The 26,989-nt window shown below is 32.8% G+C and carries 36 protein-coding genes and 1 pseudogene; 5 read left to right on the top strand and 32 right to left on the bottom strand.

Features of this window, described 5'->3' with window-relative positions; genetic code table 11:
- Positions 1 to 122 precede the first annotated feature (122 nt).
- The 4 genes from AMET_RS09180 to AMET_RS09165 form a co-directional block, all read right to left on the bottom strand.
- Positions 123 to 821: a hypothetical protein gene (locus tag AMET_RS09180; protein WP_012063053.1), complete on the bottom strand. Its 699-nt coding sequence runs from the start codon at positions 819 to 821 to the stop codon at positions 123 to 125.
- Positions 821 to 1,450: a hypothetical protein gene (locus AMET_RS09175; protein ID WP_157047210.1), complete on the bottom strand. Its 630-nt coding sequence runs from the start codon at positions 1,448 to 1,450 to the stop codon at positions 821 to 823. Before AMET_RS09175 ends, AMET_RS09180 begins: the two co-directional genes overlap by 1 nt.
- 88 nt (positions 1,451 to 1,538) lie before the next feature.
- On the bottom strand, positions 1,539 to 2,474 hold the full coding sequence (locus tag AMET_RS09170) for an ATP-binding cassette domain-containing protein (RefSeq protein ID WP_012063051.1): 936 nt from the start codon (positions 2,472 to 2,474) through the stop codon (positions 1,539 to 1,541).
- Positions 2,475 to 2,539: 65 nt separating this feature from the next.
- The gene (locus tag AMET_RS09165) at positions 2,540 to 2,905 is read right to left on the bottom strand and encodes a GntR family transcriptional regulator (RefSeq protein ID WP_012063050.1); all 366 of its coding nucleotides are present in this window, start codon (positions 2,903 to 2,905) and stop codon (positions 2,540 to 2,542) included.
- A gap of 535 nt (positions 2,906 to 3,440) precedes the next feature.
- On the opposite strand from AMET_RS09165, the gene AMET_RS09160 reads away from it, so the two are divergent.
- On the top strand, positions 3,441 to 3,701 hold the full coding sequence (locus AMET_RS09160) for a hypothetical protein (protein ID WP_012063048.1): 261 nt from the start codon (positions 3,441 to 3,443) through the stop codon (positions 3,699 to 3,701).
- Positions 3,702 to 3,979: 278 nt separating this feature from the next.
- Positions 3,980 to 4,171 (top strand): hypothetical protein, encoded by a 192-nt coding sequence (locus AMET_RS09155; protein ID WP_041720576.1) that lies wholly within the window; start codon positions 3,980 to 3,982, stop codon positions 4,169 to 4,171.
- A 1,024-nt stretch (positions 4,172 to 5,195) separates the two neighbouring features.
- Here the strand turns inward: AMET_RS09155 and AMET_RS09145 are convergent.
- From AMET_RS09145 to AMET_RS09130, 4 genes are read right to left on the bottom strand one after another with little or no spacing between them, the layout of a single operon-like run.
- The gene (locus AMET_RS09145; protein WP_012063046.1) at positions 5,196 to 5,540 is read right to left on the bottom strand and encodes an ArsR/SmtB family transcription factor; all 345 of its coding nucleotides are present in this window, start codon (positions 5,538 to 5,540) and stop codon (positions 5,196 to 5,198) included.
- Positions 5,541 to 5,581: 41 nt separating this feature from the next.
- Positions 5,582 to 6,262 carry a permease gene (locus AMET_RS09140; protein WP_012063045.1) on the bottom strand — a complete coding sequence of 227 codons (681 nt, stop codon included), beginning with the start codon at positions 6,260 to 6,262 and terminating at the stop codon, positions 5,582 to 5,584.
- A 41-nt stretch (positions 6,263 to 6,303) separates the two neighbouring features.
- Positions 6,304 to 6,837 (bottom strand): (Fe-S)-binding protein, encoded by a 534-nt coding sequence (locus AMET_RS09135; protein ID WP_012063044.1) that lies wholly within the window; start codon positions 6,835 to 6,837, stop codon positions 6,304 to 6,306.
- A 30-nt stretch (positions 6,838 to 6,867) separates the two neighbouring features.
- Positions 6,868 to 8,007, bottom strand: coding sequence for an aminotransferase class V-fold PLP-dependent enzyme (locus tag AMET_RS09130; protein ID WP_012063043.1), 1,140 nt, complete (start codon positions 8,005 to 8,007; stop codon positions 6,868 to 6,870).
- Positions 8,008 to 8,309: 302 nt separating this feature from the next.
- Between AMET_RS09130 and AMET_RS24275 the strand changes: the two genes are divergently transcribed.
- The 3 genes and pseudogenes from AMET_RS24275 to AMET_RS25690 form a co-directional block, all read left to right on the top strand.
- Positions 8,310 to 8,648, top strand: a complete 339-nt coding sequence (locus AMET_RS24275) for an ArsR/SmtB family transcription factor (protein ID WP_012063042.1) — start codon at positions 8,310 to 8,312, stop codon at positions 8,646 to 8,648.
- Between the two features lie 258 nt (positions 8,649 to 8,906).
- Positions 8,907 to 9,086 carry a hypothetical protein gene (locus AMET_RS25695; protein WP_157047209.1) on the top strand — a complete coding sequence of 60 codons (180 nt, stop codon included), beginning with the start codon at positions 8,907 to 8,909 and terminating at the stop codon, positions 9,084 to 9,086.
- An 85-nt stretch (positions 9,087 to 9,171) separates the two neighbouring features.
- Positions 9,172 to 9,357: pseudogene (locus AMET_RS25690) on the top strand (hypothetical protein); the annotation flags it as partial.
- Between the two features lie 247 nt (positions 9,358 to 9,604).
- Here AMET_RS25690 and AMET_RS09120 read toward each other — a convergent pair.
- The 24 genes from AMET_RS09120 to AMET_RS09020 form a co-directional block, all read right to left on the bottom strand.
- Positions 9,605 to 10,531, bottom strand: coding sequence for a permease (locus AMET_RS09120; RefSeq protein WP_012063039.1), 927 nt, complete (start codon positions 10,529 to 10,531; stop codon positions 9,605 to 9,607).
- Between the two features lie 21 nt (positions 10,532 to 10,552).
- Positions 10,553 to 11,269: a gamma-glutamyl-gamma-aminobutyrate hydrolase family protein gene (locus AMET_RS09115; protein ID WP_012063038.1), complete on the bottom strand. Its 717-nt coding sequence runs from the start codon at positions 11,267 to 11,269 to the stop codon at positions 10,553 to 10,555.
- Positions 11,270 to 11,445: 176 nt separating this feature from the next.
- Positions 11,446 to 11,673 (bottom strand): hypothetical protein, encoded by a 228-nt coding sequence (locus AMET_RS09110; protein ID WP_012063037.1) that lies wholly within the window; start codon positions 11,671 to 11,673, stop codon positions 11,446 to 11,448.
- A gap of 124 nt (positions 11,674 to 11,797) precedes the next feature.
- Complete coding sequence (locus AMET_RS09105) at positions 11,798 to 12,688, bottom strand: ArsA family ATPase (RefSeq protein WP_012063036.1); 891 nt, start codon at positions 12,686 to 12,688, stop codon at positions 11,798 to 11,800.
- Positions 12,681 to 13,568, bottom strand: a complete 888-nt coding sequence (locus AMET_RS09100; protein ID WP_012063035.1) for an ArsA family ATPase — start codon at positions 13,566 to 13,568, stop codon at positions 12,681 to 12,683. Before AMET_RS09100 ends, AMET_RS09105 begins: the two co-directional genes overlap by 8 nt.
- Positions 13,569 to 13,580: 12 nt before the next feature.
- Positions 13,581 to 13,880 carry an arsenite efflux transporter metallochaperone ArsD gene (gene arsD / locus AMET_RS09095; protein ID WP_012063034.1) on the bottom strand — a complete coding sequence of 100 codons (300 nt, stop codon included), beginning with the start codon at positions 13,878 to 13,880 and terminating at the stop codon, positions 13,581 to 13,583.
- A gap of 40 nt (positions 13,881 to 13,920) precedes the next feature.
- Complete coding sequence (arsB, locus tag AMET_RS09090) at positions 13,921 to 14,994, bottom strand: ACR3 family arsenite efflux transporter (protein ID WP_012063033.1); 1,074 nt, start codon at positions 14,992 to 14,994, stop codon at positions 13,921 to 13,923.
- Between the two features lie 76 nt (positions 14,995 to 15,070).
- The gene (locus AMET_RS09085; RefSeq protein WP_012063032.1) at positions 15,071 to 15,436 is read right to left on the bottom strand and encodes an ArsR/SmtB family transcription factor; all 366 of its coding nucleotides are present in this window, start codon (positions 15,434 to 15,436) and stop codon (positions 15,071 to 15,073) included.
- A 1,288-nt stretch (positions 15,437 to 16,724) separates the two neighbouring features.
- Positions 16,725 to 17,189: a hypothetical protein gene (locus AMET_RS09080; protein WP_012063031.1), complete on the bottom strand. Its 465-nt coding sequence runs from the start codon at positions 17,187 to 17,189 to the stop codon at positions 16,725 to 16,727.
- Between the two features lie 193 nt (positions 17,190 to 17,382).
- A complete protein-coding gene (locus tag AMET_RS27365) occupies positions 17,383 to 17,703 on the bottom strand; it encodes a DUF6273 domain-containing protein (RefSeq protein WP_408626405.1) in 321 nt (106 codons plus the stop codon).
- Between the two features lie 35 nt (positions 17,704 to 17,738).
- Entirely contained in the window at positions 17,739 to 18,356 is a 618-nt protein-coding gene (locus tag AMET_RS09075) for a DUF6273 domain-containing protein (protein ID WP_012063029.1), read from the bottom strand.
- 168 nt (positions 18,357 to 18,524) lie between these two features.
- A complete protein-coding gene (locus AMET_RS09070; protein WP_012063028.1) occupies positions 18,525 to 19,082 on the bottom strand; it encodes a hypothetical protein in 558 nt (185 codons plus the stop codon).
- Between the two features lie 79 nt (positions 19,083 to 19,161).
- Positions 19,162 to 19,374, bottom strand: coding sequence for a PF20097 family protein (locus AMET_RS27360; protein WP_408626404.1), 213 nt, complete (start codon positions 19,372 to 19,374; stop codon positions 19,162 to 19,164).
- Between the two features lie 29 nt (positions 19,375 to 19,403).
- Positions 19,404 to 19,802 carry a DUF4181 domain-containing protein gene (locus AMET_RS27355; protein ID WP_041720569.1) on the bottom strand — a complete coding sequence of 133 codons (399 nt, stop codon included), beginning with the start codon at positions 19,800 to 19,802 and terminating at the stop codon, positions 19,404 to 19,406.
- Positions 19,803 to 19,889: 87 nt separating this feature from the next.
- A complete protein-coding gene (locus AMET_RS09060; RefSeq protein WP_012063025.1) occupies positions 19,890 to 20,459 on the bottom strand; it encodes a DUF5673 domain-containing protein in 570 nt (189 codons plus the stop codon).
- Between the two features lie 33 nt (positions 20,460 to 20,492).
- Positions 20,493 to 20,768 (bottom strand): hypothetical protein, encoded by a 276-nt coding sequence (locus AMET_RS09055; RefSeq protein WP_012063024.1) that lies wholly within the window; start codon positions 20,766 to 20,768, stop codon positions 20,493 to 20,495.
- A gap of 649 nt (positions 20,769 to 21,417) precedes the next feature.
- On the bottom strand, positions 21,418 to 21,771 hold the full coding sequence (locus AMET_RS09045) for a TIGR04104 family putative zinc finger protein (RefSeq protein WP_012063023.1): 354 nt from the start codon (positions 21,769 to 21,771) through the stop codon (positions 21,418 to 21,420).
- Between the two features lie 581 nt (positions 21,772 to 22,352).
- Positions 22,353 to 23,660: a hypothetical protein gene (locus AMET_RS09040; protein ID WP_012063022.1), complete on the bottom strand. Its 1,308-nt coding sequence runs from the start codon at positions 23,658 to 23,660 to the stop codon at positions 22,353 to 22,355.
- An 89-nt stretch (positions 23,661 to 23,749) separates the two neighbouring features.
- On the bottom strand, positions 23,750 to 24,115 hold the full coding sequence (locus AMET_RS09035; protein WP_012063021.1) for a DUF2500 domain-containing protein: 366 nt from the start codon (positions 24,113 to 24,115) through the stop codon (positions 23,750 to 23,752).
- A gap of 51 nt (positions 24,116 to 24,166) precedes the next feature.
- Positions 24,167 to 24,502, bottom strand: coding sequence for a DUF6054 family protein (locus tag AMET_RS09030; RefSeq protein ID WP_012063020.1), 336 nt, complete (start codon positions 24,500 to 24,502; stop codon positions 24,167 to 24,169).
- A gap of 87 nt (positions 24,503 to 24,589) precedes the next feature.
- The gene (locus tag AMET_RS26225) at positions 24,590 to 24,757 is read right to left on the bottom strand and encodes a hypothetical protein (protein ID WP_198135417.1); all 168 of its coding nucleotides are present in this window, start codon (positions 24,755 to 24,757) and stop codon (positions 24,590 to 24,592) included.
- A gap of 64 nt (positions 24,758 to 24,821) precedes the next feature.
- Positions 24,822 to 24,989, bottom strand: coding sequence for a hypothetical protein (locus tag AMET_RS25685; protein WP_157047207.1), 168 nt, complete (start codon positions 24,987 to 24,989; stop codon positions 24,822 to 24,824).
- A gap of 363 nt (positions 24,990 to 25,352) precedes the next feature.
- Positions 25,353 to 26,501: a peptidoglycan DD-metalloendopeptidase family protein gene (locus AMET_RS26885; protein ID WP_012063017.1), complete on the bottom strand. Its 1,149-nt coding sequence runs from the start codon at positions 26,499 to 26,501 to the stop codon at positions 25,353 to 25,355.
- A 148-nt stretch (positions 26,502 to 26,649) separates the two neighbouring features.
- Positions 26,650 to 26,874, bottom strand: coding sequence for a hypothetical protein (locus AMET_RS09020; protein ID WP_012063016.1), 225 nt, complete (start codon positions 26,872 to 26,874; stop codon positions 26,650 to 26,652).
- Positions 26,875 to 26,989: the final 115 nt, after the last annotated feature.

The raw sequence follows: 26,989 nt of genomic DNA, 5'->3' as shown, positions 1-26,989 counted from the left end.
ATTCAACTAGCATTTCCTTTAAAACCATAGCCCTAAAGCCACAAGGATGATAAACCCATAAGTACAAAAATAAATAGAAAAAAATGTTGTTTTACCAATAAAAAAAGTGGCTATTGCACTTTTTACTCTATGATTTTTATGCCTTCTTGATTCCCTTTTATTTCCAACCCTCTAGGGACATGTATAAGGATAATTTCCTCCATAGGCGTAAATACCCCATGTTCCCTTCCACTATTTAAAGGATCCTTTATAAACTGTGTGTAGATAAAATCCTTTTTAAAATTATAGATTTCAATGCGGTAGCTTTCTGGTGGCATAATTCTTAAATCACCCTTTTGAAATGTAACTTCAGGTTCTTTCCCCATATGGGTCACATCTGACCCACCTAAATAAAAGCTTCCCGTATAGCTCATTACTTCTATCTCATCCTCTAAATGATCCACTCTTTTTACGATTACATTTCCCGTGGACGCTCCTATGATCCTTAGGGTTTCACCAATATTTTCAAACTTCCAATATCCCTTTTTACCAATAAATTCTTTTTCATCTAATTTCTCTTTGGTTAAATCTTCATATGAACCATCAGATAATCTTTGGTAAATAGAATTTCTTCCGCTGGAATCTCTTCCTGTTTCTAAAAAACCCTCCTGGGGGATCAAGTATAAAGCAACTGCAGATGAGACTAAGATAATGAGATAACTATATAAAATCCACCTTACACTTCTATTATTCATCTTCTTACTCACACCCTTTGTTACTCCAAACACGATTAAGAGTGTTATGATCATAAGAATCGTTGATAAAATGGCAACATTATTCATTATTTTAAAACCTCCATTCTATTAGAGATAAGTATGGAAGCATAATAAAAAATACTGCTTGCAAAAACTATTTTAAAAGTGAAGACTACTAAAGAAGGTTCCTTAGTAAAAAATTCTATCCCCCGTTTTATAAAACCCATTGGTAAAACAGCACTTATAATTACTGGGGCAAATAATACGATCCCCAAAAGAACAGCCATAATGATTGGCCCAAAGGTCCTATTAATGTTCATCAAGTTTCCTACTAAATACGCAATAGAAGCGATGATCGTCATATACAAAAATCCTGTAAATATAAGCATTAAGATCTCTATTGGAGGAATGACAAAATTAAAACTTGAGATATTTGTACTGCCTTCTATTGAATATACCAAGACCCTTAGAAATAAACTTCCCAGAACACTTGTTACAGCCGCCACTAGAGTATATGTAGCTATATGGATTATATTTGAAACATTATTACTAAGCCGATTGGTCACAAATACAAATGCACGCTCCTGATTTCTTGCAATACTTATCCCTATATATATCACCCATATAATTGTAAATATAAAAATCATTTCCCCAGAAAGATTTTTCACACTGTATGAATAGGAATAATTTCCAGAAGAACTAGTTCCACTCATCATGCTTACTCCCCCAGAAAATGATAAAAATATTGCAATTAATTGAAGGATCACCATGCTAGAAAAAAAATCAATATTAGTTTTGATTTTATTACTGGTTTGCTTTTTTATTATATCCTGTAAATTGGTTTTTGCTAAGGATGTCATCAATATCACCTCTTTTCGTATTTGTAATATGGACACAGATGTCATTTGTGGAAAGTGGAATGATTTCTATTCCCTGTGACTTTATGGATTCTAATGTCTTTTTTTCAAAATCATTTTTTACTACAGCAAAGAGGTCTTGATCTCCAAAATCCTCTTTATGATAAACTTGTTGTGATTTTATAAATTCCAGCATTAATTTTTTTTCTCCCCGAAGACCCATTCCATAGTTCTTCAAGTCTGAAACAGGCATATGCAATAATTTTTTGCCCTCTTTTAAAAGAAGGATGTCTTCTAAAATATGTTCTACTTCCCCTAGTAGGTGGCTAGAAATCACAATATTTCTCGGATGATTGATGTAGTCCTTTAATACCAATCGATAAAAATCCTTTCTTACTGCGGCATCCATCCCCGTGGTGGGTTCATCTAAAATTGTCAATGGGGATCTTGACGCAATTCCTAATATCATATTAAAAGTGCTCTGCATCCCCTTTGAAAGATTTCTATGTAACTGCTCTCTAGATAAAGAAAAGTATTCCATTAAATCCAATGCAAATTTCATATCATATTTTTCATAAAAATGATTTGCTGACTCAAGGATTTCTAGAAGTGTTAGCTTAGGATTAAAGGACATGCTATCATCTACAAATATCATATTTGAGGATACCAATAGACTATTGAAGGGGTCTTCCTCGAAAACCCTTATCTGTCCAGAATTTGTCACTAAAAAACCGGACAGTAACTTGAGTAAAGTGGTTTTTCCTGCTCCATTTCTCCCTATAATACCGGTTATCTTATTTTCACCAAGGCTAAAGGAAAACTCCTCAATGGCCTTTTTCCTTCCATATATTTTTGTCACATCCTTAAATTCAACGATATTCATCTTTATTCCCCTCCCGATTAATCCTTTATATGCAATTGATTTTTAACGCTTTTAAATCATTGCTTCTATTCCCCTATTTTTTTCTTAATCATTGCTATTAAATTTTTTTCATCAACCTCTAATATCCTTGCCTCTCTTACAACATCCTCTATTAGCTTCTCTAATGTCGTCCGTTTTCTCTTTTGCAGTACGATTTCCCTGGCATTTGCTGATACAAACATTCCCAAGCCACGTCTTTTATATAAAATCTCATCATCTACTAGAATATTAAGTCCCTTAGCTGCAGTTGCAGGATTTATGTTAAACATTTCTGCAAGTTTATATTGGGAATACATCTTTTCATCGCCTTTGATTTTTTCGTTTAAAATTTCTGTCTCTAACCAATTTGCAATTTGAACATAAATCGGTTCTGTTCCTTCCGTATTAATCATCACATTAAGGTCCTCCTCCTTTTCTATGCTATAGATAATCTTTATCCTTGAGCTCGTATCTATGCAACTTTATATAAAGATTAGTCACATTATCGTTTTTAGTGGCTATGTGCATTACTGTTGTAACTTAGTATACTATGTTATGTGGAATTTATCAATAGAAATCTGTTTTATATAAAAAAAGATGAACTAGTCATCTTTTAGGCTTCAAAAAAATCTTTCAATTCAACAACTCCTATCATTCCAAGCATTTGCATCATCATTTGATACAACTGAAATTGACTAGCAAGTATAATGTACACAAGTAGTTGGACACAAAATATAAAAAATAAGATAAACTATATCCATGAATAAAAAAAGAAGAAAATGGACCCCAGAGGAAAATCAAGTTTCAGAAATGAAGAAAATAGCGTTGCTTGAGCGCAATGAATCCAAATTAACCATAAAAAGACAGTGTGAATTAATAAGTTTACCAAAATTCACCGTTTAAAGATGAAATTGAGATACTATAATAGAGAACCGAGGGGGAGAGGACATGGAGTTAGACTTCATCGACGTCATATTTAATATTCTGATAGGTATTTCCATACTATTGGCGGCTATTGGAACAGTCTTTCGATATACCTTTGATGCATTTTTATTTGGGTATTTTTTCACATTTTTCACAAATAAAGAAGATAAAAAAGGTTTTAACGGTATACTCAAGAATTCATGGAAAACAAGTGCATTGTTTATTGTTTTAAGTATAGTTCCATTGACATTAGCATTTATTATACATTTAATTTTTAGAAAATAGGTGGTTTTGTGAGTTTCTTAAAGATGACAAGTCGGTACCATGTTTGGACATTCATGATTAAATGAAAAGGCTCTGTACAGACAAAATGTTGTTTTGAGGTAAAAAGATTCACTCGAAATAATTTATATATTTTTGAAATTATGTAAATTTATGTTATGATTAAAATGTAAGTATTGACGCGTAAGCTGTAAAATTTGTAACAGATATTCTACAGAATATATTATATAGGTATAACTATGTTCATTAATATCTTTGTTATGGTGATTAGGGGGGATATATTGAAGAAAAGATTGATAATAATAGCAATTATAGTTTCGATAGTCCTGTTTCCAACAATTAGAGCTACCTTGGATAAAATAATGATTCCAGACAGAGTGTTACTTGTAGGGCATCAAATTGATGATAAGAAAAGTGGAAGCCCTATTGTGTTATGTCCAAAGCGTGATTGTCATATGATAATCAAGAGATAATCATATGAATGGTTTTGATTAGGTTTTTTTACTCCACCGAAGGGAGATTTTGTTCAACAAAATAACATAGTAACGATATCTAATTTATTTAGGAAGAGGTGGAGTGTTTTGGGAGTAGAAGATTTTAAATTTTTAGTATTTCCAGCATTGTTTTTAAATTTTATATTTATCAAAAGAATTGATAATGAAAAGTTCTTATCATATAAGAATATTCAAAAAAATGTTATGGTGCTTGGATTTATATACTTGCTGGGCATATCTATGATATCATTAAGTGAGAATAGCTATATAAACACGATACACATAATGCGATCATTAATGGTAGTTTTAATATTTCCAATAATTTCAATAAAATTATTGGAAATTAAAATTATTAATGTAAGCACAATTGTAAACACAATAAAATTAAGATTTATTTCAATATTTAACATCCTATATTGTATATTGATTGTATTTTTAACATTATTTTATTTTTTTAATAAAAGTCATTATATAAATAAATATTCTTTTTTTTGGTTATTTTATTTAGTCTTCATATACTTCTTGATTAACTTTAATAAAGGGATAATTCTTAAGAGCAAAAAAAATTAAATTGTATTCACCCAATGGTTAGAGTATCAAAAGTAAAATTTAAAATCTAAAATCTGAAATTCAATCTATCGCTAATCAGTGGTGTAAAATCAACCTAAACCATTGATATAACTAGAATAAGATACTCTAAAATGTTATAATTAAACTATACTTCACACTGGGCAAAGGGCTTCTCAGAGATTGTTTTTCCAGCGATTAATGAGCAGTGCTTTGCTGTTTTATACAGTGACAGTAGGTCAAGTCGACCCAATACACCAGTGAATTAAGTTCTTGGCTCCCTTATATTAAAAGAGAGTTTTTGTTTCAATGGTTTCAGCAAATAATTATGATCAAGTATATAAGCAAGAAAAAATTGACATAGGGGTAAAGCAAGAATATTTCCCCCTATGTCTTCAACAATACTAACACGCTATTTATCCAGAGATCTATTTTACTATTCTCTTACACACATCGTTCCTTCATCTTCTCTTCTTCTCAATTCTCTTAAATCCTGCAAAATAATAGGATTCTCTTTTACTTCTTTGTGTATATCCTCTATTATATTTTCTACTAAATCATCCTTTTTATTTAAATAATAAAAAACTAACTGTCCTTGTCTTTGACCCCTAACTATTTCTAAATCCTTTAATTTAGAGAGATTTCTAGATACGTTAGGCTGACTTATCTTTAATATTTCAGCCATTTCACAAACACAACATTCTCTGTTATATAAAAGCATTATAATTCTAAATCTAGTTTCATCTGATAAAATTTTAAAAAAATTTAGTAGTTTTTCCATGCTTGTTATGTTCCTCCATTAAAATTTATATTTAGTAAAAATTATAAAGCTGCAGATGTACCCTCCTCTGCAGCTTTATTCAATGAAACTCCCTCAATTAAAGATGTTTTTTTATTTCTTCTGGTGAAGAGTTGTACTATAAGGATGACTAAAAGGATTGCTGTCATTATTGGACGTCTAACACCAGAAACTAAAATCGCAATTAAAGTTATAAAAAATAATATGTTTTGCCCCAAGGTTCTATCATTATCATCCTCAATATTGAACATAGTATCATTAGGATCCACAGTTTCACTTTCATTATATATCAGATACATCACAAAACCTATTATAATGGATAACAAAATCGCACTAATCAATCTAACAAAGCCTATATCTACACCTATGAGACTAAAGGTGAAGGTAATGGCCAGAATGTTAAGTGCTGGGCCAGAAAAAAGAAAAGTTACCGCAGGTCCTATTCCTGCACCTTTTTTTCGAATACTTGCAAACATAGAGAGTACGGAGCAAGAGCAAACCGCCAAAATAGCTCCTGACACAGATGCTACTAAGTAAGAAAGCCTCTTGTCAGATTTAGGACCAAAATATCTCATTACAGCACCCTGTGACATAAATTGAGAAATGGCTCCAGATAAAAAGAATGCTATTGTAAGGGAAATAACCCTTCTTATAATTAAGTAATCAACCAAAGCCTCCCAACCCGCTAATATTATATCCATCATCAGTCCCCCATTTCTTTAGGTTTGAAGTTTATACTCTATTTCTACACTTCATGTCCTAGCATAATCACCATATTTTCAACTTCCTGTAGTTTTTCTTTATTACTTTCTTCATACAGTGGCAAACACCTCTTTACACTTATCTGCCCCTCTGAAAGTTTTGAAGCAAAGGCCATACAGGCTGGTATGCCACATTTTCTACAATTTAACTTTGGTAACTTTTTATAAATTTCAATAGCATTGGGCTTTTTTCTCATTTCATATAAAGGTTCAACTTCATCCTTTTTTTCATCGGTATCATTTACTAACTCCTTAACTAAATCCATAATCTCATAGGCCTCTGATTCATTAATAATCTTAGCCACTGCTAATTTTTCTGGAAAAAGTGTAATAATGGCAATTCCTCTTCTAAATGTCAAACATTTAGCTCTATGATTATAGTTTGCACCTTGTAGCACTGCATTTATATAGGGAAATACTTCTGAAATGTCCCTTGTAAATTTAGCCTTGAATTGCATTTTCCCTGCATCCGTTGTACAAGGTTTGATAAAGTTCATTCTTATTTCTTCTAAATACACAATAATCTCTCCCCTTTACCCTTATATTTGTTAATTAATTTTCTTTAATGCATTTACAAGCAGGTCTATATCTTCTTTTTCATTAAAATATCCTATGCCTATTCTTACAGTCCCTTCTTTTACCTTATCTATAATTCTATGGGGACCTGGAGCACAATGAAGACCGACTCGAACCATAATGCCATATTCTTGATCCAATGTATAGGCTACTTCCTCTCCTGTTATCCCCTGCAGGTTAAAAGATATCACCCCTACTATTTTATTAGGATCCTTTGGTCCGTAAATAGAAATCCCCCTTATTTCTTCTAATCTATTAAGTGCATAGCCTACCAAGTCCTTCTCTTTTTCATATATCCTTTCGATTCCTTCTTTTTGTATAAATTTCAATGCTGATCTCAATCCCACGATGCCACTTACATTTAATGTGCCGGTCTCTAATTTGTTGGGGAAATAATCTGGTTGATATTCATAGGCGGAATCTCCTCCTGTTCCACCAACCTTTAATGGATCCATTTCTCCATCCCAATTTACTACAAGTCCACCGGTACCCATAGGACCTAAAAGACTTTTGTGTCCTGTAAATGCCAGTAAATCAACGTTATCTTTTTTTATATCTATGGGCAAAACTCCTGCAGTTTGTGCTGCATCCACCAAAAACGGGATGCTATGCTCTCTCGCTATAGCACCTATCTCGCCTATAGACTGTATCGTACCAAAAACATTAGAGGCGTGATTAATCACAATTAGTACTGTGTTTTTTTGAATTAAATCCTTTACATCCAATGGATTGGTATAACCTTCCTTAGAAGCCGGCACCACCGATAGACTTATACCCCTATCTCTTTCTAATGTTTTAAGACATCGCCATACAGCATTATGCTCAATGCTACTGGTTATAACATGGTCTCCTTCTTTTACGATACCCCTTATGGCCAAGTTTAGAGACTCTGTAATATTTGCTGTGAAAATAACTTTTTTAGGATCATGGAAATTGAAAAGGTTAGCAATCATTTTCCTTGTGTCATATACCAAGCCATCAGCCATCATTGCGCGCTCATAGGCTCCTCTTCCAGAAGTAGCACCGTTGTTTAACATAAAATCATAGACAGCATCTACTACTTCTTTAGGCTTTGGATAAGATGTAGCGGCATTATCTAAATAAACTCCCATTATAGTCCCCCCTAGTTTTTCATAAATATATGTGCATGTGCATATATTTATATGATGTCATGTTACACCATTATTTGCCAAATTGCAATGGTGTTATGAAAAATCGCCTGCTTATTATTGAATATTGATATCATTACAAATGTAAGAATTGTAGTAAAAGTTTTAGTAACTCTGTCAATGCTTCAACTATCCTATAATATAAAAATAAATTTATATAAATACTCATTTATACTTGCTAAAATATTTTTTATTAGTTACAATATAAATGAGTATTTATATAAACCATAGTTTATGAAAGGGAGTTGGATAAAATTGAAAAACTAGCTAATCTATTTAAGATTTTTTGTGACGCTAATAGGCTAAAAATAATTTTTTCTCTAAAAGATACACAGAAATCAGTTTCGCAAATAATCAATGATTCGGGTCTTTCTCAACCACTAGTATCTTTTCACCTTAAAGTACTTCGTGAGGCTAAAGTAGTTAAGACCAATAGAAACGGTACTTTCGTTTTTAATGAACTTGCTCACCCAGAATTAATTAATTTAATTGAGACTTTTAGTGAGTTCGCAGAAGATAAAATTATTACAGAAAAAATTTTTACAGGACCTAACTGTAAGCCCCCATGGTTAAAAGGGGATTAATATTTTAAATTAAGGAAGGATTTCTCATGATACCTAATTATATTCAAAGAAAAATGGCTAAAAATCGGGAAATGATGCAGAACATGAAGGTTAGATATAGTTAAAATTATACCCCTGATGAAACGTGTCAGCAAATGCAAGCAAACATGAGCCAAACAACTAAAACAACTGACCATCCAAACTCTGAAGTTCGGGTAATGTTTGAAGAGTAGGGTTTTGAAGTGGAGCAAGAAATTTTAAAGGAAATCAAAGAACAAAGTGATTCTCATATTTCAAGTATTTCTAACTTTCTTCTTGCTAAACTGGCGAAGGTTTGGAGGTCCTGTTCCTGCAGGTGTGTGGTGGCAAGCCACACCTGTGAAACTACGGGAAGAAAAAAATTATTATAATAGAAAAACCAATGATTTGCAGCTAGAGATTGAAAATTTAAAAAATTAATAAAATTAAAGGAGTGTGTTAAATGGCTAATGAAATTAAACAGATTCAAATCAATTATTGTGGTACTTGAGGATTTCACCCTAAAGCTTCCAGTTTGGCGGCTTACTTAAAAGAAAATCTACAACTTAATGATGAAAATTTCAATCTTGTCGATGTTGGTGGGGGCACTTTTCAAGTATTAGTTAATGATCTTGTGTTTTTCGATAGTAGAACTGGAAACGGTAAATTTCCCCAAAACGAAGCCATCCTAGAAGAAATCAATAATAGCTAAAAAGAATCGATTTAAAGGACATGTCCTTTAAATCGGTTCTTTTATTTTTGCAGTATTGAAAAAAATATTGTAAATATCACACCTACTTATCCAAGATCTCATAGTTTTCATTAGACATTTTGCACCTTCTTCTATAGGTATATTATTAAGTTAATTTTTTAGGTCTAAGCCTACAGCCACAAGGACCGTGAAGCTCATAGCCCAGTTCATGCAAAAATCGGGCTACCTCAGGGCTTTTAAGCCCTATTTAAAGTCCTATCCTTAATAAAAAATTAAAAAGATAACCGGTGAAGATCGCTAAACCTATGACCGTTATAATATAGGTGATCAATAACTTTCTACTAAATATTGAGGACAACATTGTGAGCTCCGGCAAGCTCGCTCCTGCTCCTCCAATAATTAGCGCCATAACAGCTCCCATATTCATCCCTTGTTCCACTAATATAGACCCTATCGGTAATATGGTAGCCCCCCGAATATACATGGGGATCCCTATTATAGAAGCCACTGGAATTGAAAATAACGTATCGGGTCCAGCTATTCTTACGATAAACGCCTCAGGAACATATCCAGCAATAAAGGCGCCTATCGCAGAACCCAATACTAAATAGGGAAACATCTGCCTAAATAAATTCATAGCATAGTTAGCCGATCTTCTAATCCTTGGTTTAGCTATATTCCAGAAACCTTCCTCTGCTTCTACTTCGCAGCAGGCGCTTTGTTGTTCATTTGCGATCCTCACTGCCTTTATAGAATCTGCATAACCAAACTTTTCTAAAACAATACCAATCATCACAGACACAGGGAATATGATCGCTACATAAACAATGGTAATATTTAAACCAAATAGCATCCACATAAGCCCGATTATAATTGGATTCAACAGAGGCGATGCGAAAAAAAAGGACATCGTAATCCCAAAAGGTACCCCCGCCTTAAGAAGACCTAGCATCACCGGGATAGTTGAACAAGTACAAAACGGGGTCAACGAACCTAAAAATGCTCCAACAATGTTCCCCACACCATTTTTTCCTTTTCCCAATATCTTCTTAATCGTTTCATCTTTAACATACTCTTGTAGTATGCCTACCAAAAATGTTATCCCAATAAACAGCAATAACAGTTCTCCAAAAAGCCCTATGAAACTTTGTATAAACTCTAAAAAACGTTCCATTTCCATCACCTCATATGTTATTTATGTTTTATCTTCTTTTCCCTTATAACAGCACTCAATAAATTTTTTAAATAGAGCTAAGTGCTCTGGATGTTTTTCTACTAATATTTCAGGGTGCCACTGTACTCCAACTACAAATCGCTCCCCCTTCATTTCAATTGCTTCTATGATATCATCCTCAGCTACAGTTGTTCCTTCAAAACTTTTCCCAATGTTTTTTATTCCTTGATGATGTATACTATTTACCATGATTTTTTCTTTTTTATAAACATCATATAACCTCGATTTTTTTGTAATATATACACTATGACCATGCTCATCCGAAGGAATTATTCCACTTAACCAATGGTTTGATAAAGTTATTTTTTCCACTAAAAGATCCTGATGTAAACTTCCACCATCTACCACATTTAAAATTTGCATCCCTCTACAAACCCCTAAAATGGGAATATCGGTATTGGATAGAACCCATTTCACTAAAAGGATTTCAAACTCATCTCTTTTAGAATCTACCCGTCCTAATCCCTCCTTTGGCATCTCGTTATACGTTAAAGGAGTAATATCCGTTCCTCCTGTGAAGATAATCCCATCTACTATTTGCATTATAGGTTTCAAGGTATTTAAATCTTCAACCCTATCTATAATAACAGGACATCCTCCAGCTCTTTCCACGGATTTTACATAATCCGCCTGTGTTCCGCCACAATTAGTTGCTAATATAGCAATCATAGGTCTCATTTTAGTCTCTCCCCCATTTTTAGTCTGCAATTAGATTGCTCTAAATCAAGCTTTTCATTGATATCACAAACACAAAGATATTCTGTTAGAATTTATATATTTATGCAACATTTGAACAAAAAAAGATAAGTCACCTCCATTATTCCTTTAGATGACTTATCTAAAATGTTAATCCTCTATATCCTTTTTAATATTTGGTACAGCTTTTCATTATCAACCTTACCTGCAAAAGCAGCTCTTCCCGCTACCAAAGTAAGGGGTAGTTGATAACCTTTATCTAGCATCTCTTTTACCTTTTCATAGCCGCTTAAATCATCTTCTATTACATCAATAAATGCCATTTCATACTTATCTTTCATATCGGTATTTCGAAGAAATTGATTTACTTCATCATACATTTCCATGGTTGTTGGATCCTCACTAGGACCGCAGCTTGTGCTAGGACCTCAGCCACATGGAGCCGCAACCACTTCATCCTTCATTCCAAGCATTTGAATTTTAATTTTTTCTGTCATAAAATTACCTCCCCTAAAATATTTGTTTTGCAATTTCCTTTAACAGATCCAACCCTTTTATCTCTTCACCAAACATAGGCACTTCTAAAAGCGTAGCATCCTTAAAAGTTTCCTTCATTTCCTCAATATACCCTAACTGCATTTTTCTTCTCTTTTGATAAAAAGGCGTCAGTGCTTGCTCCTCTGGGATGATTAAATTTGCTACCACTAGCTGTGTTTTAATATCTAGTGTTTCTAGCTCCTTTGATGCACGGTAGGCTTCGATTATTGGTGTCCTTTCAGGATACATCACAAAGGCAAATGTAGTTACTTTTTCATCCTTCATCATATTAATGACCTTATCGAACCGTTCTTTTTGCCGTTTATCCTCATCACTGACTTCAACAGATGCTCCTGCCTTTAATTGAATTTGCTTGCTCCAGTCCATAGGCAGTTCTAGTAGCCTTAGGGTATGACCTGTAGGAGCTGTATCAATTACAATCACCTGAAAATCGTCTCCACTGGCATATTCAACAAATTTTTGAAAGGATGCCATTTCCTCCGTACAAGGAGAGTCTAATTCTTCCTTCATGGCCATAATTGTGGTTGGATCAAATTTTGATTCTGCATCCTTTAAGATATTTTGCTTATACTCTTCTGTTGCTTTCTTTTGATCAATCTTTACGGCGTATAAATTATCGATACCTGCTACAGCAGCAATTTTGTCCCCAACGGGCTGATCTAATACATTCCCAATATGGGCAGCAGGGTCTGTGGTTAACAGTAAGGTTTTATAGCCTTTTTGAGCTGTTTCTACCGCAGTGATACAAGCCATTGAAGTTTTCCCTACACCTCCTTTTCCTGAAAAAAAGATGTTTTTTCTTTCTGCATCGATAGGATAGAGTTCATTGGAGAAATTATTCATTAGTATCACTCCCTTCGAAGAGTTTAGCAGCGCTTTTTCTAAACATCTCTACACCCTTTAGCTCAGTATCAAACAGCTCCATGGTTTGAATAGTTAAGTCTGTAAAGGTATCTTTGGATTTTTGAATCATATTCTGTTGACGATCATATTTTCCCTTGAAGAAAGGCACTACAGTTTCTTCCTCTGGAATTAATCCATTAATAATTACCTTTGTTGTATGGATACCTATTTCTGCAAGATCCTTTGAAGACCTTACGGTTTCTTCTAAAGAAGTTTCCTCTGGCTGCATTACAAAGACGAACTCTGTTTGACTTTGATCCCTTAATATAGCAATGGCATCATCATACTTTTTCTTGCTCTCCTGGATCAATGCCACAGGTCCCATGCAGGTTTGCCCACTACCCTTAGCACTTTCTTCTATATGTTTACTCCAATCCACTGGTAGCTCTAATAAACGAATGGTATGACCTGTAGGTGCTGTGTCAAAAATAACGACCTCATATTCATCTGTATCCATGAAATCAATAAATTTATCAAAGGCTGCCATTTCCTCTGTACACGGTCCACTTAACTGTTCTTCTGCTACTTTTACAAGATCTTCATCAAATAATTCTCGCATGGGCGCAAGAGATCTTTCTTTGTACTCCTCTGTTGCCTTGTCTGAATCAATTTCCATGGCATAAAGATTGTTAATTCCATTAATTGGGGTCACCTTATGCCCAATTTCCTGCTCAAATACATCGGATAAGTTAGCTGCAGGATCCGTTGTAACAATTAAGGTTTTCTTACCTTTTTCTGCATAATGTACTGCTGTTGTGGAAGCCATAGATGTTTTGCCGACTCCACCTTTACCTGAAAAAAGCATGAATTCTGTTTGCATTTTATTCATCTCCTATAAGTATGTTTGAATTTCGTCTAATGTTGGATATTCATTATATTTAATAATTTTCCCATCTATTGTTGTAATGGGTAATATCTCTCTTCCCTTTTCCTTTATCATTTTATATACTGCTTCATTTTCTCTGAATTTCAATGGCTGTTGAGTAATCATATATCTCTCTACAGATGCATCAGGATATTTGTTTTTTATAATCTCTATATTCTCGTTTAACTTGATTAATGTGTCATCAACACTTGGTCCACAGATTCCTGAGGAACAGCACATTGGTGGATCATAGATTTCAATTTTCATTTATACTCATCCTTTCGATTGTATGACTGTATGATTATATTTAATTTTCTCTTGCTACCTCTGGAAACCAATGTCTTGTTCTATTAGAGATTTTGACTAATGTTAACATAACTGGTACCTCTACTAAAACACCGACTACAGTTGCTAGTGTGGCTCCTGAGTTCAAGCCGAATAGTGTAATTGCTACGGCAACTGCCAATTCAAAAAAGTTACTTGCGCCAATCATTCCAGCTGGTGAAGCAACGTTATGAGGCAATTTCCATGCCTTTGACCATCCATAAGCTAAGAAAAAGATAAAGAACGTCTGAATGGTAAGTGGTACAGCTATCAACAACACGTGTAATGGATTACTTAAAATAACCTCTGCTTGGAATGTAAAAATAATAATTAATGTTAATAATAACCCTACGATTGTTACATTATCAAATTTCTTAAGAAATACATTTTCAAAATACTCTATCCCTTTACTCTGTACAATATATTTTCTAGATAAATATCCTCCAACTAAAGGAATAACAATAAATAACACAACAGATAAGAATAGGGTATCATAGGGAACAATGACATCGGTTATTCCTAGTAAAATTGCAACAATGGGTGTAAAGGCAAATAATAAGATAATATTATTAACCGCCACCTGTACCAATGTATAGGCTGGGTCACCCTTTGTTAAATGACTCCAAACAAATACCATTGCAGTACAGGGAGCTGCTCCCAATAACACTGCACCTGCCAAGTAATCATTGGCTAAACTCTCTGGAATCAAATTTTGGAATACAATCTTAAAAAAGAAAGCCGCAATTAAATACATTGTAAATGGTTTGATTAACCAATTGGTAACACAGGTGACAATGATACCCTTGGGCTTTTTAGTCGCTTCTACAATACTGGTAAAATCAATTTTAAGCATCATGGGATAAATCATTAACCAAATTAAAATTGCTACAGGAATAGACACTTGGGCATATTCCCATCGACTTAATGTTTCTGGAACAGCTGGTAACAATTGACCGATAGCAACCCCTACGATAATACATGCAGCTACCCACACAGTTAAATATCTTTCGAAAAAACCAATCCCTTTTCCTTCGTGGACAACATTTTCATTACCCATAAATATCTCCTCCTAAAAAAAATTATGTTTTACATTATTGCTAAAAATCATATGTTATCTAGGTTACCTAGGTTTACTAAGAAAAAATAATCTCACTCATTTCCTTCAGATTTTCACAAGTGAAGGCACTTTTCTTGTACTTTGTTAATTTTGTAAGATCCATTAAAAACTTATTATTTTCATCCATTTTTTCGTTAATGAAATGGTAAAGCAGTTTATTTTCTTCAATGAATTGTGGATCTATACGATAATGTATCCATTGTGCTTTCTTTTCATATGTGATAATACCTTCATTTCTTAGCTTGCCTAGGTGCCTAGATACATTAGACTGGGTTGTATCTAATATAACTTCAATTTCACATACACATAGCTCACCTTTTCTTAATAAATTCAATATTCTTAATCTATTATTATCTCCCAGTGCTTTAAATAAACTATCCATTTTTTCACCGCCTTATATGTTTATATTTGATTATACTCATATGTTATGCCTAAGTCTATTTTTTGTCAATAGATTTTCACAAAATTACTTTGTGTTTTTTCTAATATCCTTCAAAGGTTAGTTTTTTCCATTTAAATAATTTTCAAATGGAAATGATAATTTTTTCTCTTTCTTCCTCTAACTTTTTAGGGTAATACAATACTACTTGACCTAACTTATATTTTTTGTAATCCTCCAGATTACTTTGGGGCTTACTTAGATGTATCACGGGTACACCCACTTTACCAGAACGACATCACCCTTTTTCACTATATCGAATGAATGCAGAGCCTTCATTCTGTAAAATATATTCAATTACCTCTTCATTTACACAAATCTCCATGAATCTTCACCCATTCATCGACTTCATTGATCTAGAACACATTACAATTATTAAATATTTATTTGCAATGACAGCTTTACTTATTAGTCCCTTTACAAATACAGTCTTCCGGGCTATCCTCTCCGCTCCTTTCACAGACTGCAGCTAATGTTCTATCCTATATTGCTTTTAGGCATCAAAAAAACAGTGACTTGTTATCCCCATACGTCCATAAAAGCCACTGTTTTACTCATTGTATTCAAATAGTATTCCCCTAGATGCGCTGCAGACTGTTCCAGTCGCTGGGCCGTTCTTTGAAGCATAAAACTGGGGTCTGCAAACTTTTAAAGAAGCCCTAGGGTTGATTTAATCTAGTCTAATCCTTTAAAAGATTACCCTTTTGGGTCTTTACTGGCACAGACTACCTCTTTTACAGCATGAATGAAGGTACTGGTAGACTGTACCAGCTAGGAGATCTCTGGGGTCCCATCCCCCAACTAACGTTACATAGAGGTAGTTTTACCTAGGGTCTATCTTATTGGCAAACTTCCCCTATACCACTTTCCCTAAATGTACAGAATTTCAGAAATAGTTGCTCCTTTAAGGCTAACTCATTGAAGTCGGCAACTAACGCTCCACTTTCTTTAAATCGACACTTAGTGCAATAGTTGGGAGCTACCTATCTTACGGGTCTATTTAAGATTTGGCAAAGGTCTATCTCCGTGGTTCGAAAAGTGAATTTTTTATTACTCTTTATTAGATAAATTAGAGTCATGTAATTTATTAAACCTATCAAGTGCATATTTGAGCCTTCTTAATAATTACAATCCCTTTGAAAATCACAAAAAATAACATGGAAACTAAAAAGCCTCCAATCGGAGAAGTTATGAATATAATAGTTTTTCGTGGAATTTAAGCTAAACTTAATTAATCTTTGAAAATGTTGCTTAATTTCTTAACTATTTCCTTTGAAACTCTTCCTTTATATTCTTTCTTGGCAAAACTATCATAAATAAGCATTTCGCCCTCATCATTCAATAAAGCCGATACAGTATATGACTTATTAAAATTATTATCTTTCCTTGAACCACTAAAAAACAAAATATAGGTTGCATCAGATAATCTAGTACTACTTTCAATAAAACTATTTTCATTCATATTATTAAGCAAGGCTTCTACAAGTTGGTTATCTTCTATTTCTATTGAAAATCCTTCTCTACTTATTTTATCTATTGCGGTCCTATTAGAGCTAATTAGTTCAGAGGTATCAAACTCATCCCGAGGTGTAATATTGACTAAATATGATAGAACTCCTAGTAGTATGACGAATATTACTAGGTATCGTAATTTTTCTTTACTCAAATTTATATTAAGCTTATCATTATTTTTCAAATAAGCACCTCCTATTCTTACAACCTACAATCCAATTACTCGGATTGCAGTTTCGAGCAAGGATATGTTTAGTAACTAACATAGTTTCTGCAGAAACACTACTATCTAGCGACTTCTTATTCACCACATTTTATATCAAGTACGAATTAATAGATAATGCGTCACTTTATTAACCCCTTTAAAAGGTTAACCTTCAGTATTTTTGTATAGATAAAATATAGGGACTCCCTTCTTCTCCATTTCCAGATTCAAAAGTTAAGCCCTTCACTTGAAGATATAAAGCAGGTCGTATCCCACCATATCCACCAAAGGAAGAAAAGTAAGAGAAGACAGAACCGTCATTACTAACATTACGGACATAGCTAGAATCTATAATGTCAGGAATTGACGAGGTCTGAGGGGTGCGTAACCAATAAAACCAATTGTTGTTATAGCTCAAATTTTCATGTTCAACTGGTGAGTAAAAAACTGCTTCTTTAGTTGGTTTACCTATATAATAATCTTCACCTAATATACTTCTATTCTCCCATACATAATCATGTAATTCTTTTATTGATAAAAAAACACCTTATCTTCTACAACTTGATAGTAGGAATTATCGTAGTTCTCTACAATTTCTCGTATACGAGAATTTGGAAGGATATTCTCTGAGCCTCCATCCTTTTTATCTATTTCTAGATGATGTAATATGGACTTATGAGTTACAGGATTAATCAAGTTCCTTTCTGCCTCTGAAAAGTTTCCATCTGCTAAAAATCCCTTTTCGCTTTCATAGGGTGCATAACCCATAAACATATTTTCCTCTGTTGGGGGATTTTGTCTCCAACTTATTGTTCCCACTTCTTCGTCACTATTCAACCACTGGCGAATATTAGAGTCTTTCCAATAGTTGCTTCCTGTCTTTATTCTATCTTCGTCCCTATGATAATCACCAGCTGCATCAAATGCTTTTAAGGATATGATTTTATCTGAAAATAGCAATAAGTTATCATCTTTATCAATATTTACTACTCTCCAAATTATAGGAACATCATGATAAGAACCAAATTGAATGTAGTCACCAACTTCAATGCTTATTTCTCCTACAGTACCTTCACATCCCACTAAAAATAGGGAAAGAAGTATAAATAACACTATTACTAATCCCTTAATAAAGTTTTTCTTCATGAAACGCCCCCCTTATTTCCCTATATCAAACTTTACACCTGATTTTCAGAAGACCTAACCTCCTATATTGCGTATTACTATGGCACATAATACATCTGATAACGCTTTTAAATGATACTGTGTCGTCCTTGGAAGATTAATTCGTTGAACCTCTTATCCTAGTATTTTTTATAAATATTGTAATGCAACTATTAATATTGCTCCTATTACTATAAAAAAAAGTCCTGTAGCGGGAAATACTGTTAAGTTGATGTCTTTAATTCCACTTCTTAACTCCGTTCTTAGTTCTTCATAGAAGCGAAGTTTTCTGGCATCTCTTAAATTAATTTCCACTGAATTTAATGATTGGGTATAAGATATTCGTTTATTATCATAATCTTTAAAAATTATGAAACTCTTCTCTTCCTCATAAGACATACCTTTTGCTTCTAAAATATCTGTGAGTGCAGACGATACCATTTGTGTATTAACATTATATATTGTGTATCTCCCTCTAGTTACGATTATAACAAACACAATAAAAGGTAAAACACCAATAAATAGAAGTCTTGTTTCGTGCCCCATTTTATTTAGTAATAAAATGGGACCTAATATAATAAAGAAAGCGTGTAATACACGATCATACTCCCGTCTTACCATGAATTTTCTTCTAGTTAATAATATGAGTCCTTGAAGTATAAACAAAGCCCCTAAAGTTGTAGCTAAGGTATAAAATATTAAAAACATTATCATTTCTCCCTTCTACACTATCAGATTATATTCACTGATGATTGCTCCTTGTCATTTATTGTCCAAAACTATTTTTCTATTGGTCAAGGTCCATGATGATTTTTTGGCATTCATAGCATTTAAAAGCCCTCACTTTAGGTCTCAGAGAATTATCAACATGAGGTAGTACTTCTGAGCCAATTGCCACTCCTAAAAACAACTTTTTATCAGCAGGCAACCACTTTAAAGAATACCTATCACCATAGATATATCCCTCTATTAGTTCCTTTTGACAATATGGACAATTGATTTGATCACCTTCCTGCAGTATCCTTTAACTTAGATTAATTGCTTCACATTTTGAATAGATGATGTGTAATGACTAATTACAATTGTTAATATAATTTTTTCTACAAAAAATAATTTAAACATTATTAAAAGCAATAAACAAATACTTGCATTTAAAATGCTAAGGATGTATGTCTTTGACTCTTTTTCAAATTTCCATTCAATCACAATGCGGAAACAAAATATCGCAGTAATCCCTATGAAAAAATAATACTCATTAACAAACATCATTGATAATGTGAGAATAAAAAGTAATGCTTCTAACCATGTATGAATTTTGTTAACGTGTTGAAATAAGAATTTTTTCTTTTTAATATTCAACTTATTTATAACAATCTTCTCTATCACTATCCAAAATATAAATATAGATATAAATATAGAAATATACATCACCTAATCTTCCTTTCTCAATTATCTATTCATCTGTGGAGCCTAAAAAAAGATAATATGAAACACATAAATTCCCTAATCACCATTCTAAGCTGAGTCACTACAAATCTCTTTAACATGCTGATTTAGGAGTTCCCTCAGTTCACTTACTTTTTCCTTGTGTACTATCCATCTGACTTCTTTATATTTTTTAGTGAAAACAGACTTTTGATTGAGAACGATGATAAATACATTTTCATCTCTTATTCTAAAACAATTTATTTCTTTCCACTTTAAGACATTTGGTCCAACACTTATTCCATTTTCTCTTACTTCACCATTCTTGATACAAAAATACATACAATAAAGAAAGAGAAATAGAAAAAGTTCACCCCAAACAACTAACTCTAATATATATGGCACTCCTCTACGACGAATAACTGAATAAGTAATGTATGAATAACCTACCATCACAAAAGAAGGAAATATCAGACCATAAATTTGATATTCTGAACCAATCTTATGTTTAACATTGCCTAATACTCTTTGCCTTTGAATCATCTTAAATGCTATAAATAGCGAAAATACCCCGTATATGGATAGCTCATAGTATACACCGATTATTTCACTGAATCCCTTCACCTCGCTTCTCAAACAGAATAATATATTGTTAAACATAACTCATCTGTGACGACTAAAAAAGACAGTATGTCATACAATACGATGGTATAGATTTATCACTAACCCAGCTTTTAAGAAAAATACTCCTATTAAAGCAGCAATGAAAAAATATGAAAACAAATATTTTTTCTCTTTTCTCTGTTTAACAAAGAGTTTATATAGTAGAATATCCCAAAGAATAAAGAAAACTAACGATAGTAAGGTTGACCTGATAAGTCCATTAGCAAGAAATACAAAGCTCATTGCTATATTTAGCTTTTGTATTGTATAAGTAAATCCTGATAATCTACTTATAGCTTTCATCATTATCTCCCCCTAAAACACGCTTTTATAATAATGGATGTTTATTGCACACTTTACATCTGATACGTCTTAAAAGATTAGGCATTGTGTTGGGATCTGTAGGATAGATTATTAATTATGACTATCATTATGGAGTTTTCCTTTTTTCTTTTTTGTAGAAAAATTCAATTGCAATAAAGAGAATAATTATAAGGTGTACAATAGCACCAAAAAGACTAATTATTTTTTGGCCATACCTAATACCGTAATAAATAAGCGTAAGTATAGTAAAAAATAAAGTCCATCTTGTATAGAGAAATACTTTAAATTTGTTCATAAGAAACACCTCCAGATTAAATCTAAAAATAAGTTTCTTGAAAGTAATGTGTAATTATTCCTACTATATTATCAACTAGCATAGCTATGTCATCTTTCCCATCTGTTACGCCTTAAAAAAATTCTACCACTTAAACATTAATCTAATTCCTTGGCAATTCAAGAAAATTTGACTGTCACAAACTTAATTAGGAAATATAAACCAAATAACAACTAAAAAAACGACAGCAATTATTCTATTAATTGTTATATAAATTGCACTTGGTTCAACATCATCTTTAAATTGCCACCCTTTTGTTATCTTAAGAGTTTCTTTGGGATAAATTGTTCCCGTAATTTAAAATATACTAATCAAAATTTTATAAATTATAGGCATGTTGTTTCCTCCTCCATATCTTTCAAGCATATTTCCAGCTTTTATATGGTATCTTGCAAAAGATGGTGTTAAATAGATTACCAATGCCAACCAAAGTATATATCCTAAAAGAATATAGTATCCATAATAAAAAGGCCTGTATAACATAAATAATGGGCCTCCTATAGATAATCCAACAATCCATCTTGTTGAGACATTAAAATAATGTTTAGTATTACAATTTTCACATAGAATAGGTGAGTATCCCCTTAACCATACAGATTTAATAATATTTTTACGTTTAAATTGACTTGAACAATTGCTGCATTTTTGCATTAATAATGCCCCCTTCGTATTACATATAATGCATCAATTACGCCTTTAAAAGATAGTGTATAGTGACCTCTGCAATATTTAGAGCATTATTTTATTTTTTCGATAGTTTTTAGGGCTATCACAAATATAAATATAATACTCATTCTAGTTATAGTAAACCAAATGGAGTCAATAACTTGCTCAAGTGAAAAAGGAATAAGAATAAAAACTAAATGCGCAAAATATACCAATATTGATAACAATCTCTCCTTTAAAAATTCTAAAAACTAATTTAATAGTACTTTTGATATTCTCAAAGCTTTATAATTATCCATTACAGTAAATTTACAGGGATAGTAAGTATTTCTTTAAGAAATTAGTGATTATTTTGTATCTTTTATCAAATACAAATTATATTCATGCAGTTACACTTGAACTTATTTTGCTTGCTCTTCTTTGATCACTTCACTGAAAAAGATGTAACCTTTATAAAAAGCGACCCATTCTCACCTTTTAGAATGTATGCTTTTCCATTCTTATACACAGTTATTTCGTTAGAACTGATGGTAAAAGAATTTCCACATTTTAAATGGAATACGAATTCAAGATTGATTATATTTCCTCATATTCCTACCAGTATATTTTAACTCCCCACTATCTCCGTCAAAAATAGCTCCATAGCTAGTATCTCCATAAGTGAAATGGACCTCATACTCTATTTCACCTTCTAGATTTCTCACCTTGAAGATCTCTTTAATTACAGCCTCTGGATTAATTTGTTGTAGAATTTCTTCCTTTGAAATGGAGGGGGGTGTCATCTCTACATTATCGTGATCAACAATGTAAAACTCTCGTATTAATCCACTGGATTCTAGTATCAATTGAATTTTTCGTTGTTCATCGTATATACCGTCAATTTTTTCAATATAGGAATGGGTGATACTAGAAAGTCCTCCATCATCTAACATAAAATTTACCTTCCGTTTATATAAAAACCCAATATGATCTAATGGTGATAATATTTCTTCAGCTAAAGCATCTAGTTCTTCCTCTGTATATTCTTTGGGAGGCACAACAGCTCTCCTAAGGGTTAGGGTAACTTCTTTACTATCTTTGTGATATTCAACCTGGTATGTAGCATTATGAAAAGGGTCATTGTTTTCGTATATCAAAGTACTGTCTCTACCTACATGGGTTGAGAAGATAAATTTATCCATGTGCTCTTCATCTTTATTATCAAAATCTAAGGATTGATTGGAGATTATTTTCGAAAAATTTTCTTCAGAAAACGCCTTTGCTCTTGAAAAGTTAGCCTCTGGAAAATCCCCTCTGTAATCCTGTAAAAAACTATACTCCTCAGATTTTAGTAATATATCCGCTTGAGTAGAAAAGTCCTCATAAATAGCGACAATATTTTTTTGTAACCTTTTTAATTCTTCATGATGCCATTCATCATATAGATTCCCTAAAATACCCCTATACTCATGGATTAATGCTTCACTATAATTATATAAAGCTTTTAAATATCCTTCTTCGGAGGGGCTGATACTGCCATCCATTAAAATATTATCTATCACGGTATTCACCTGATTATATAGAACTTGATATTCATGATAGGATTGATACCTTCCTCTATCTGCGGCATATCCTTTGGACCTTTGAAAGTTTAGCAAAGCATTCCTGTTTATAAAGGACTTTTCCCTAGGAAAATCAAGATCCTCTAATACTAATATTCTTAATAGATCATCATTAAGTTCCTCTACTGCTCTACCAAAGTCTTGAAAGTCATAGTACATTCTACTATTAAATCTATCCTGTCTATCAAAATTATTTCTGGCATAAAAAATACCACCTAATATGAGAAGGTAAATCAGAAAGTAAGCTATTTTCTTTGTATTGATGTTTTTCATCTTGCGATCCTCCTTCGAATATAGTTACTATCTTTTCTCCTACTTCAAGGGTAATTATTTTAAGAAGCCCTAGATACGAATTCTTATTCCTATATTTTTCTTTCAAACTCATGATATCTTGTTCCTTGAAAGGTTAACTTACCAGTATCCCCCTCTGCTAAAAGTCCATATTCCTTAGCTGAAACATGAAATTCCATACGATCTCCGCTTTGTACTTCAAATGTAACATAATATTTAGTGGAAGTATGGTGGTGATGGTGTCCATTATGGTTACTTGTACGTCTTGAGGTATGGGTACGTTTTGAAACAGTTTTAGCTGCCACACTTAAAACTGCTTGTTTATTATTGTGACTCCATTCTTTAACTCCTCTAAAAATAGTAAATAATATAAATCCAAATATCAAAATAAAAAATAAAGGGAAAACTGAATTCATAAAATAAAAGGGATTCATCATATTACTCCTCTCTTGTATATGCAGTTCATTATTTTCAGTAACTGGTGAATCTTACCCTATTCGCTCTACACTCTCTCTCACTACATTCACCATATTATCTTCAGCTCCTAAACTAAAGTTAAATATAATTCCTGCTCCACCACCAGCACCAATTGCCGAAATAAAAATATCGGTACCACTTCCAATTATAGTCAAATTCAAACTTGCTCTGCTTTTGTTTCGCATAAAATATTTATCATATACTCGGACTGCAGTTTTAATGTCTCCACAACTATAATTGCTTTCATCCACCAAATTCATAGTCATTGCACTATTACGAATATCATTTTCTAAATGACTAAGGACTTCTTCAAACTTACCTGTCATTGCTTTTTCATATTTTGCCATGATAACCCTCCTCGATAAATCTAGCTTAAATCATTCAAATTTAATTCTACATACTTCGAAACATACTCAAATCTACTTTTCTATTTTTTAATCAACTCTTTGATTTAATAAACCATATACCACAAAAATGATAGCAACAAAAGTTATACCAATATAAATCAGGTTGGGTATTTTGATGACGAACCTATCTATGGTAGCAATCACTAGATAAATCAAAAACCCCACCATTCTATAAAATTCATTTTTTCGTTTCATAGGTTCCTCCATTTTATTCTAAGCAATATTAGACGCTTTCTGTACAATATTAACTACCTATGGGCTACAGATTATTTTTGGATCTTTTTATCCTTTCATATAAACCTATGAAAAAATCTCCAATCCCGAATAGATCTCCAATATAAGCTGCTATTATCATATAGATCCTTACGATGAATATAACCATGACGGTATACACTACGGTGTTAAAAACATACTGAATATAGTTCATAATGTCCTCCTTGTAAAATAAGTATAGGGTTAAGGTTAAAAAAACCACTCGAATGTTCTTTGATAATTTTAAATTTATTGTTCATATGAATCAGTGACACTGTGGTTCATTAATTCGTAAAACCTTTAGGACTGCTCATCATCCTTCAACCTGTTTATTCTTATTTCCCATAGTGTATTTGTTGCACTTTAAGAATAGTTGATTACCGCTAAGTACATTCAATGAAAATAAGTCTAACTTAAGCACCTTAAAATAGTCTTTTAATTTTTCGTTAAATTCTTTGTACCACATCTATGATATCATATAGTGGAATTTTTTTACATTATACTATAGTAACAAAATAAGTATTAACCTATATTTTCTCTATTGATCGACAATGCTCCTGAATGCTGTTGTTACAACCCTTGTTTTCTTCTGAATGTATGCTTCTTCTTGATATTGGTTATTGATTTTTAACTGACTAAACTTTATAGGTAACCCCTTTCCACGATAAAAATTAGGGTGATCTTGAAAGTGTAAATGTAAATGAGGTTCTGTAGAATGGCCCGAATTGCCACACTTACCAATCAACTGCCCTGCTTTCACTAAGTCTCCTTTTTTAACCATAACGCTTCCAGGTATAAAATGAGCCATGAAAGAATATTCTTTTTCTTCATGTTGTAGCATAACAAAGTTCCCTCTGAAATCTTTGGCTAAAAAGTCTACCATTAGAGTCCCTGGATGTGGGTGGTCTCGAACTCTATCTCTCACCTCTATTACCTTCCCATCTCCAGGAGACAGTATTGCTTTATCATAACAATGATAATCATTCAGATGCTTCCCCTCATTTTTGTGACGAATATTCTTTGAATCAGCTATCACAAAGTCATAGGCATAGCGTTGATTGATTATTTCCCAAGAATGGGAGTCCTTTTGTTTAATTCCTCCATTGACCACTGACCACTCCTCGGAAAAAGGTAAAATATATTTTCCTTTCTGCTGAAAATCTTTCAATTCAGCAGCTCCTATCATTCCAAGCATTTGCATCATCATTTGATACAACTGAAATGGATTAGCAAGGGCTAGCCCTCCTGAAATATAATATTTAGCATAACTTTTAATCTTCCCAGCTTTTTCACTAGGCCCTGGCAATGGAAAGTCCGGTTCTTCTTGATTGTCTTGATCTTTTACCTCTTCGTCTTTGGCCATTCCCCCTAAACTACTAATGATTACCATCAAAACCCCAGTCAGGATGGCAACCACCAGCAAATTTGTTAAACCAGGAACTAAAAAACCAATGATATATAAAATGATCCCTAGTAATCCCACAATCCTCAGCCACAATCTGGCCCCCTTAACCAAAGGTAGGGTTAGAGCAGTAAGAATAAATCCAGTTAAAATTATCATTCTTATTATATCCATGAAGATTTCAGGTGGAGAAAGTATCATCTCTACTCCTATCAATAATAGTAACAATATTCCCGTTACATTTAGTACTTTTGTCAGCACTGTATCCAAATTCCCTCGACTCATGTCTCTCCTCCCTTACATCATCACTTTTTCACTTGATTAATCTACCTTAAATTTTTCTGGACTTGATACCTTAATGCCTAAGATATAGCCACAGTTAGTACATATTTCAGCAATAATGGGTGATCCCATGGAAATAGTATCATCTCCCCTACAATTCAATGAAAAATACACTACCGACAATGATCATGATTAGCCCTAATAAAAAGCAGAAAAATACCCTTGGATAAGTTATTTTTACTATATTTTTATATGGCTCTTTGAGCTTAAAGATGCTATATCCAAAATACTGGCCATTCATTGAGCGTAATAACATAGCACTTCCCCCCATCAGCACTACTCCAACCATCGAAATCACAAACCAAAATTCGTCCATTTTTTCCCCCTTTATTTCATCTAATTCACCTTAAAAAGATTTTGATTTCAGTGCCGAATAAAAGCCTAAGCTAAATACTACAAGCATTAAAAAATAAGCGATTTGAATGACCAAG

The organism is Alkaliphilus metalliredigens QYMF (assembly GCF_000016985.1).
Classification (GTDB): domain Bacteria; phylum Bacillota; class Clostridia; order Peptostreptococcales; family Natronincolaceae; genus Alkaliphilus_A; species Alkaliphilus_A metalliredigens.
The sequence above is the reverse complement of the archived record's forward strand: the minus strand, read 5'-3'. Positions and strand labels throughout refer to the sequence as shown.

Excerpts from the sequence above, each read along its gene's own strand:
- AMET_RS26885 (WP_012063017.1), bottom strand. The coding sequence starts at position 26,501 with ATGAGTCGAGGGAATTTGGATACAGTGCTGACAAAAGTACTAAATGTA.
- AMET_RS09055 (WP_012063024.1), bottom strand. The coding sequence starts at position 20,768 with ATGATGAAAGCTATAAGTAGATTATCAGGATTTACTTATACAATACAA.
- AMET_RS09115 (WP_012063038.1), bottom strand. The coding sequence starts at position 11,269 with ATGAGACCTATGATTGCTATATTAGCAACTAATTGTGGCGGAACACAG.
- AMET_RS09130 (WP_012063043.1), bottom strand. The coding sequence starts at position 8,007 with ATGGGAGTTTATTTAGATAATGCCGCTACATCTTATCCAAAGCCTAAA.
- AMET_RS09020 (WP_012063016.1), bottom strand. The coding sequence starts at position 26,874 with ATGGACGAATTTTGGTTTGTGATTTCGATGGTTGGAGTAGTGCTGATG.
- AMET_RS09165 (WP_012063050.1), bottom strand. The coding sequence starts at position 2,905 with ATGATTAATACGGAAGGAACAGAACCGATTTATGTTCAAATTGCAAAT.
- arsD (WP_012063034.1), bottom strand. The coding sequence starts at position 13,880 with ATGAAAATTGAAATCTATGATCCACCAATGTGCTGTTCCTCAGGAATC.
- AMET_RS09160 (WP_012063048.1), top strand. The coding sequence starts at position 3,441 with ATGGAGTTAGACTTCATCGACGTCATATTTAATATTCTGATAGGTATT.
- AMET_RS09120 (WP_012063039.1), bottom strand. The coding sequence starts at position 10,531 with ATGGAACGTTTTTTAGAGTTTATACAAAGTTTCATAGGGCTTTTTGGA.
- AMET_RS09175 (WP_157047210.1), bottom strand. The coding sequence starts at position 1,450 with ATGATGAGTGGAACTAGTTCTTCTGGAAATTATTCCTATTCATACAGT.
- AMET_RS27355 (WP_041720569.1), bottom strand. The coding sequence starts at position 19,802 with ATGTATATTTCTATATTTATATCTATATTTATATTTTGGATAGTGATA.
- AMET_RS09070 (WP_012063028.1), bottom strand. The coding sequence starts at position 19,082 with ATGTTTTTAATATTTTATACCTTAGCTACAACTTTAGGGGCTTTGTTT.
- AMET_RS09110 (WP_012063037.1), bottom strand. The coding sequence starts at position 11,673 with ATGGAAATGTATGATGAAGTAAATCAATTTCTTCGAAATACCGATATG.
- AMET_RS26225 (WP_198135417.1), bottom strand. The coding sequence starts at position 24,757 with ATGAAACGAAAAAATGAATTTTATAGAATGGTGGGGTTTTTGATTTAT.
- AMET_RS09040 (WP_012063022.1), bottom strand. The coding sequence starts at position 23,660 with ATGAAAAACATCAATACAAAGAAAATAGCTTACTTTCTGATTTACCTT.
- AMET_RS09140 (WP_012063045.1), bottom strand. The coding sequence starts at position 6,262 with ATGATGGATATAATATTAGCGGGTTGGGAGGCTTTGGTTGATTACTTA.
- arsB (WP_012063033.1), bottom strand. The coding sequence starts at position 14,994 with ATGGGTAATGAAAATGTTGTCCACGAAGGAAAAGGGATTGGTTTTTTC.
- AMET_RS09170 (WP_012063051.1), bottom strand. The coding sequence starts at position 2,474 with ATGAATATCGTTGAATTTAAGGATGTGACAAAAATATATGGAAGGAAA.
- AMET_RS09085 (WP_012063032.1), bottom strand. The coding sequence starts at position 15,436 with ATGGATAGTTTATTTAAAGCACTGGGAGATAATAATAGATTAAGAATA.
- AMET_RS09075 (WP_012063029.1), bottom strand. The coding sequence starts at position 18,356 with ATGAAGAAAAACTTTATTAAGGGATTAGTAATAGTGTTATTTATACTT.
- AMET_RS09030 (WP_012063020.1), bottom strand. The coding sequence starts at position 24,502 with ATGGCAAAATATGAAAAAGCAATGACAGGTAAGTTTGAAGAAGTCCTT.
- AMET_RS25685 (WP_157047207.1), bottom strand. The coding sequence starts at position 24,989 with ATGAACTATATTCAGTATGTTTTTAACACCGTAGTGTATACCGTCATG.
- AMET_RS09145 (WP_012063046.1), bottom strand. The coding sequence starts at position 5,540 with ATGGAAAAACTACTAAATTTTTTTAAAATTTTATCAGATGAAACTAGA.
- AMET_RS09100 (WP_012063035.1), bottom strand. The coding sequence starts at position 13,568 with ATGCAAACAGAATTCATGCTTTTTTCAGGTAAAGGTGGAGTCGGCAAA.
- AMET_RS09180 (WP_012063053.1), bottom strand. The coding sequence starts at position 821 with ATGAATAATGTTGCCATTTTATCAACGATTCTTATGATCATAACACTC.
- AMET_RS09045 (WP_012063023.1), bottom strand. The coding sequence starts at position 21,771 with ATGCAAAAATGCAGCAATTGTTCAAGTCAATTTAAACGTAAAAATATT.
- AMET_RS09105 (WP_012063036.1), bottom strand. The coding sequence starts at position 12,688 with ATGAATAATTTCTCCAATGAACTCTATCCTATCGATGCAGAAAGAAAA.
- AMET_RS09060 (WP_012063025.1), bottom strand. The coding sequence starts at position 20,459 with ATGTTTAACAATATATTATTCTGTTTGAGAAGCGAGGTGAAGGGATTC.
- AMET_RS09035 (WP_012063021.1), bottom strand. The coding sequence starts at position 24,115 with ATGATGAATCCCTTTTATTTTATGAATTCAGTTTTCCCTTTATTTTTT.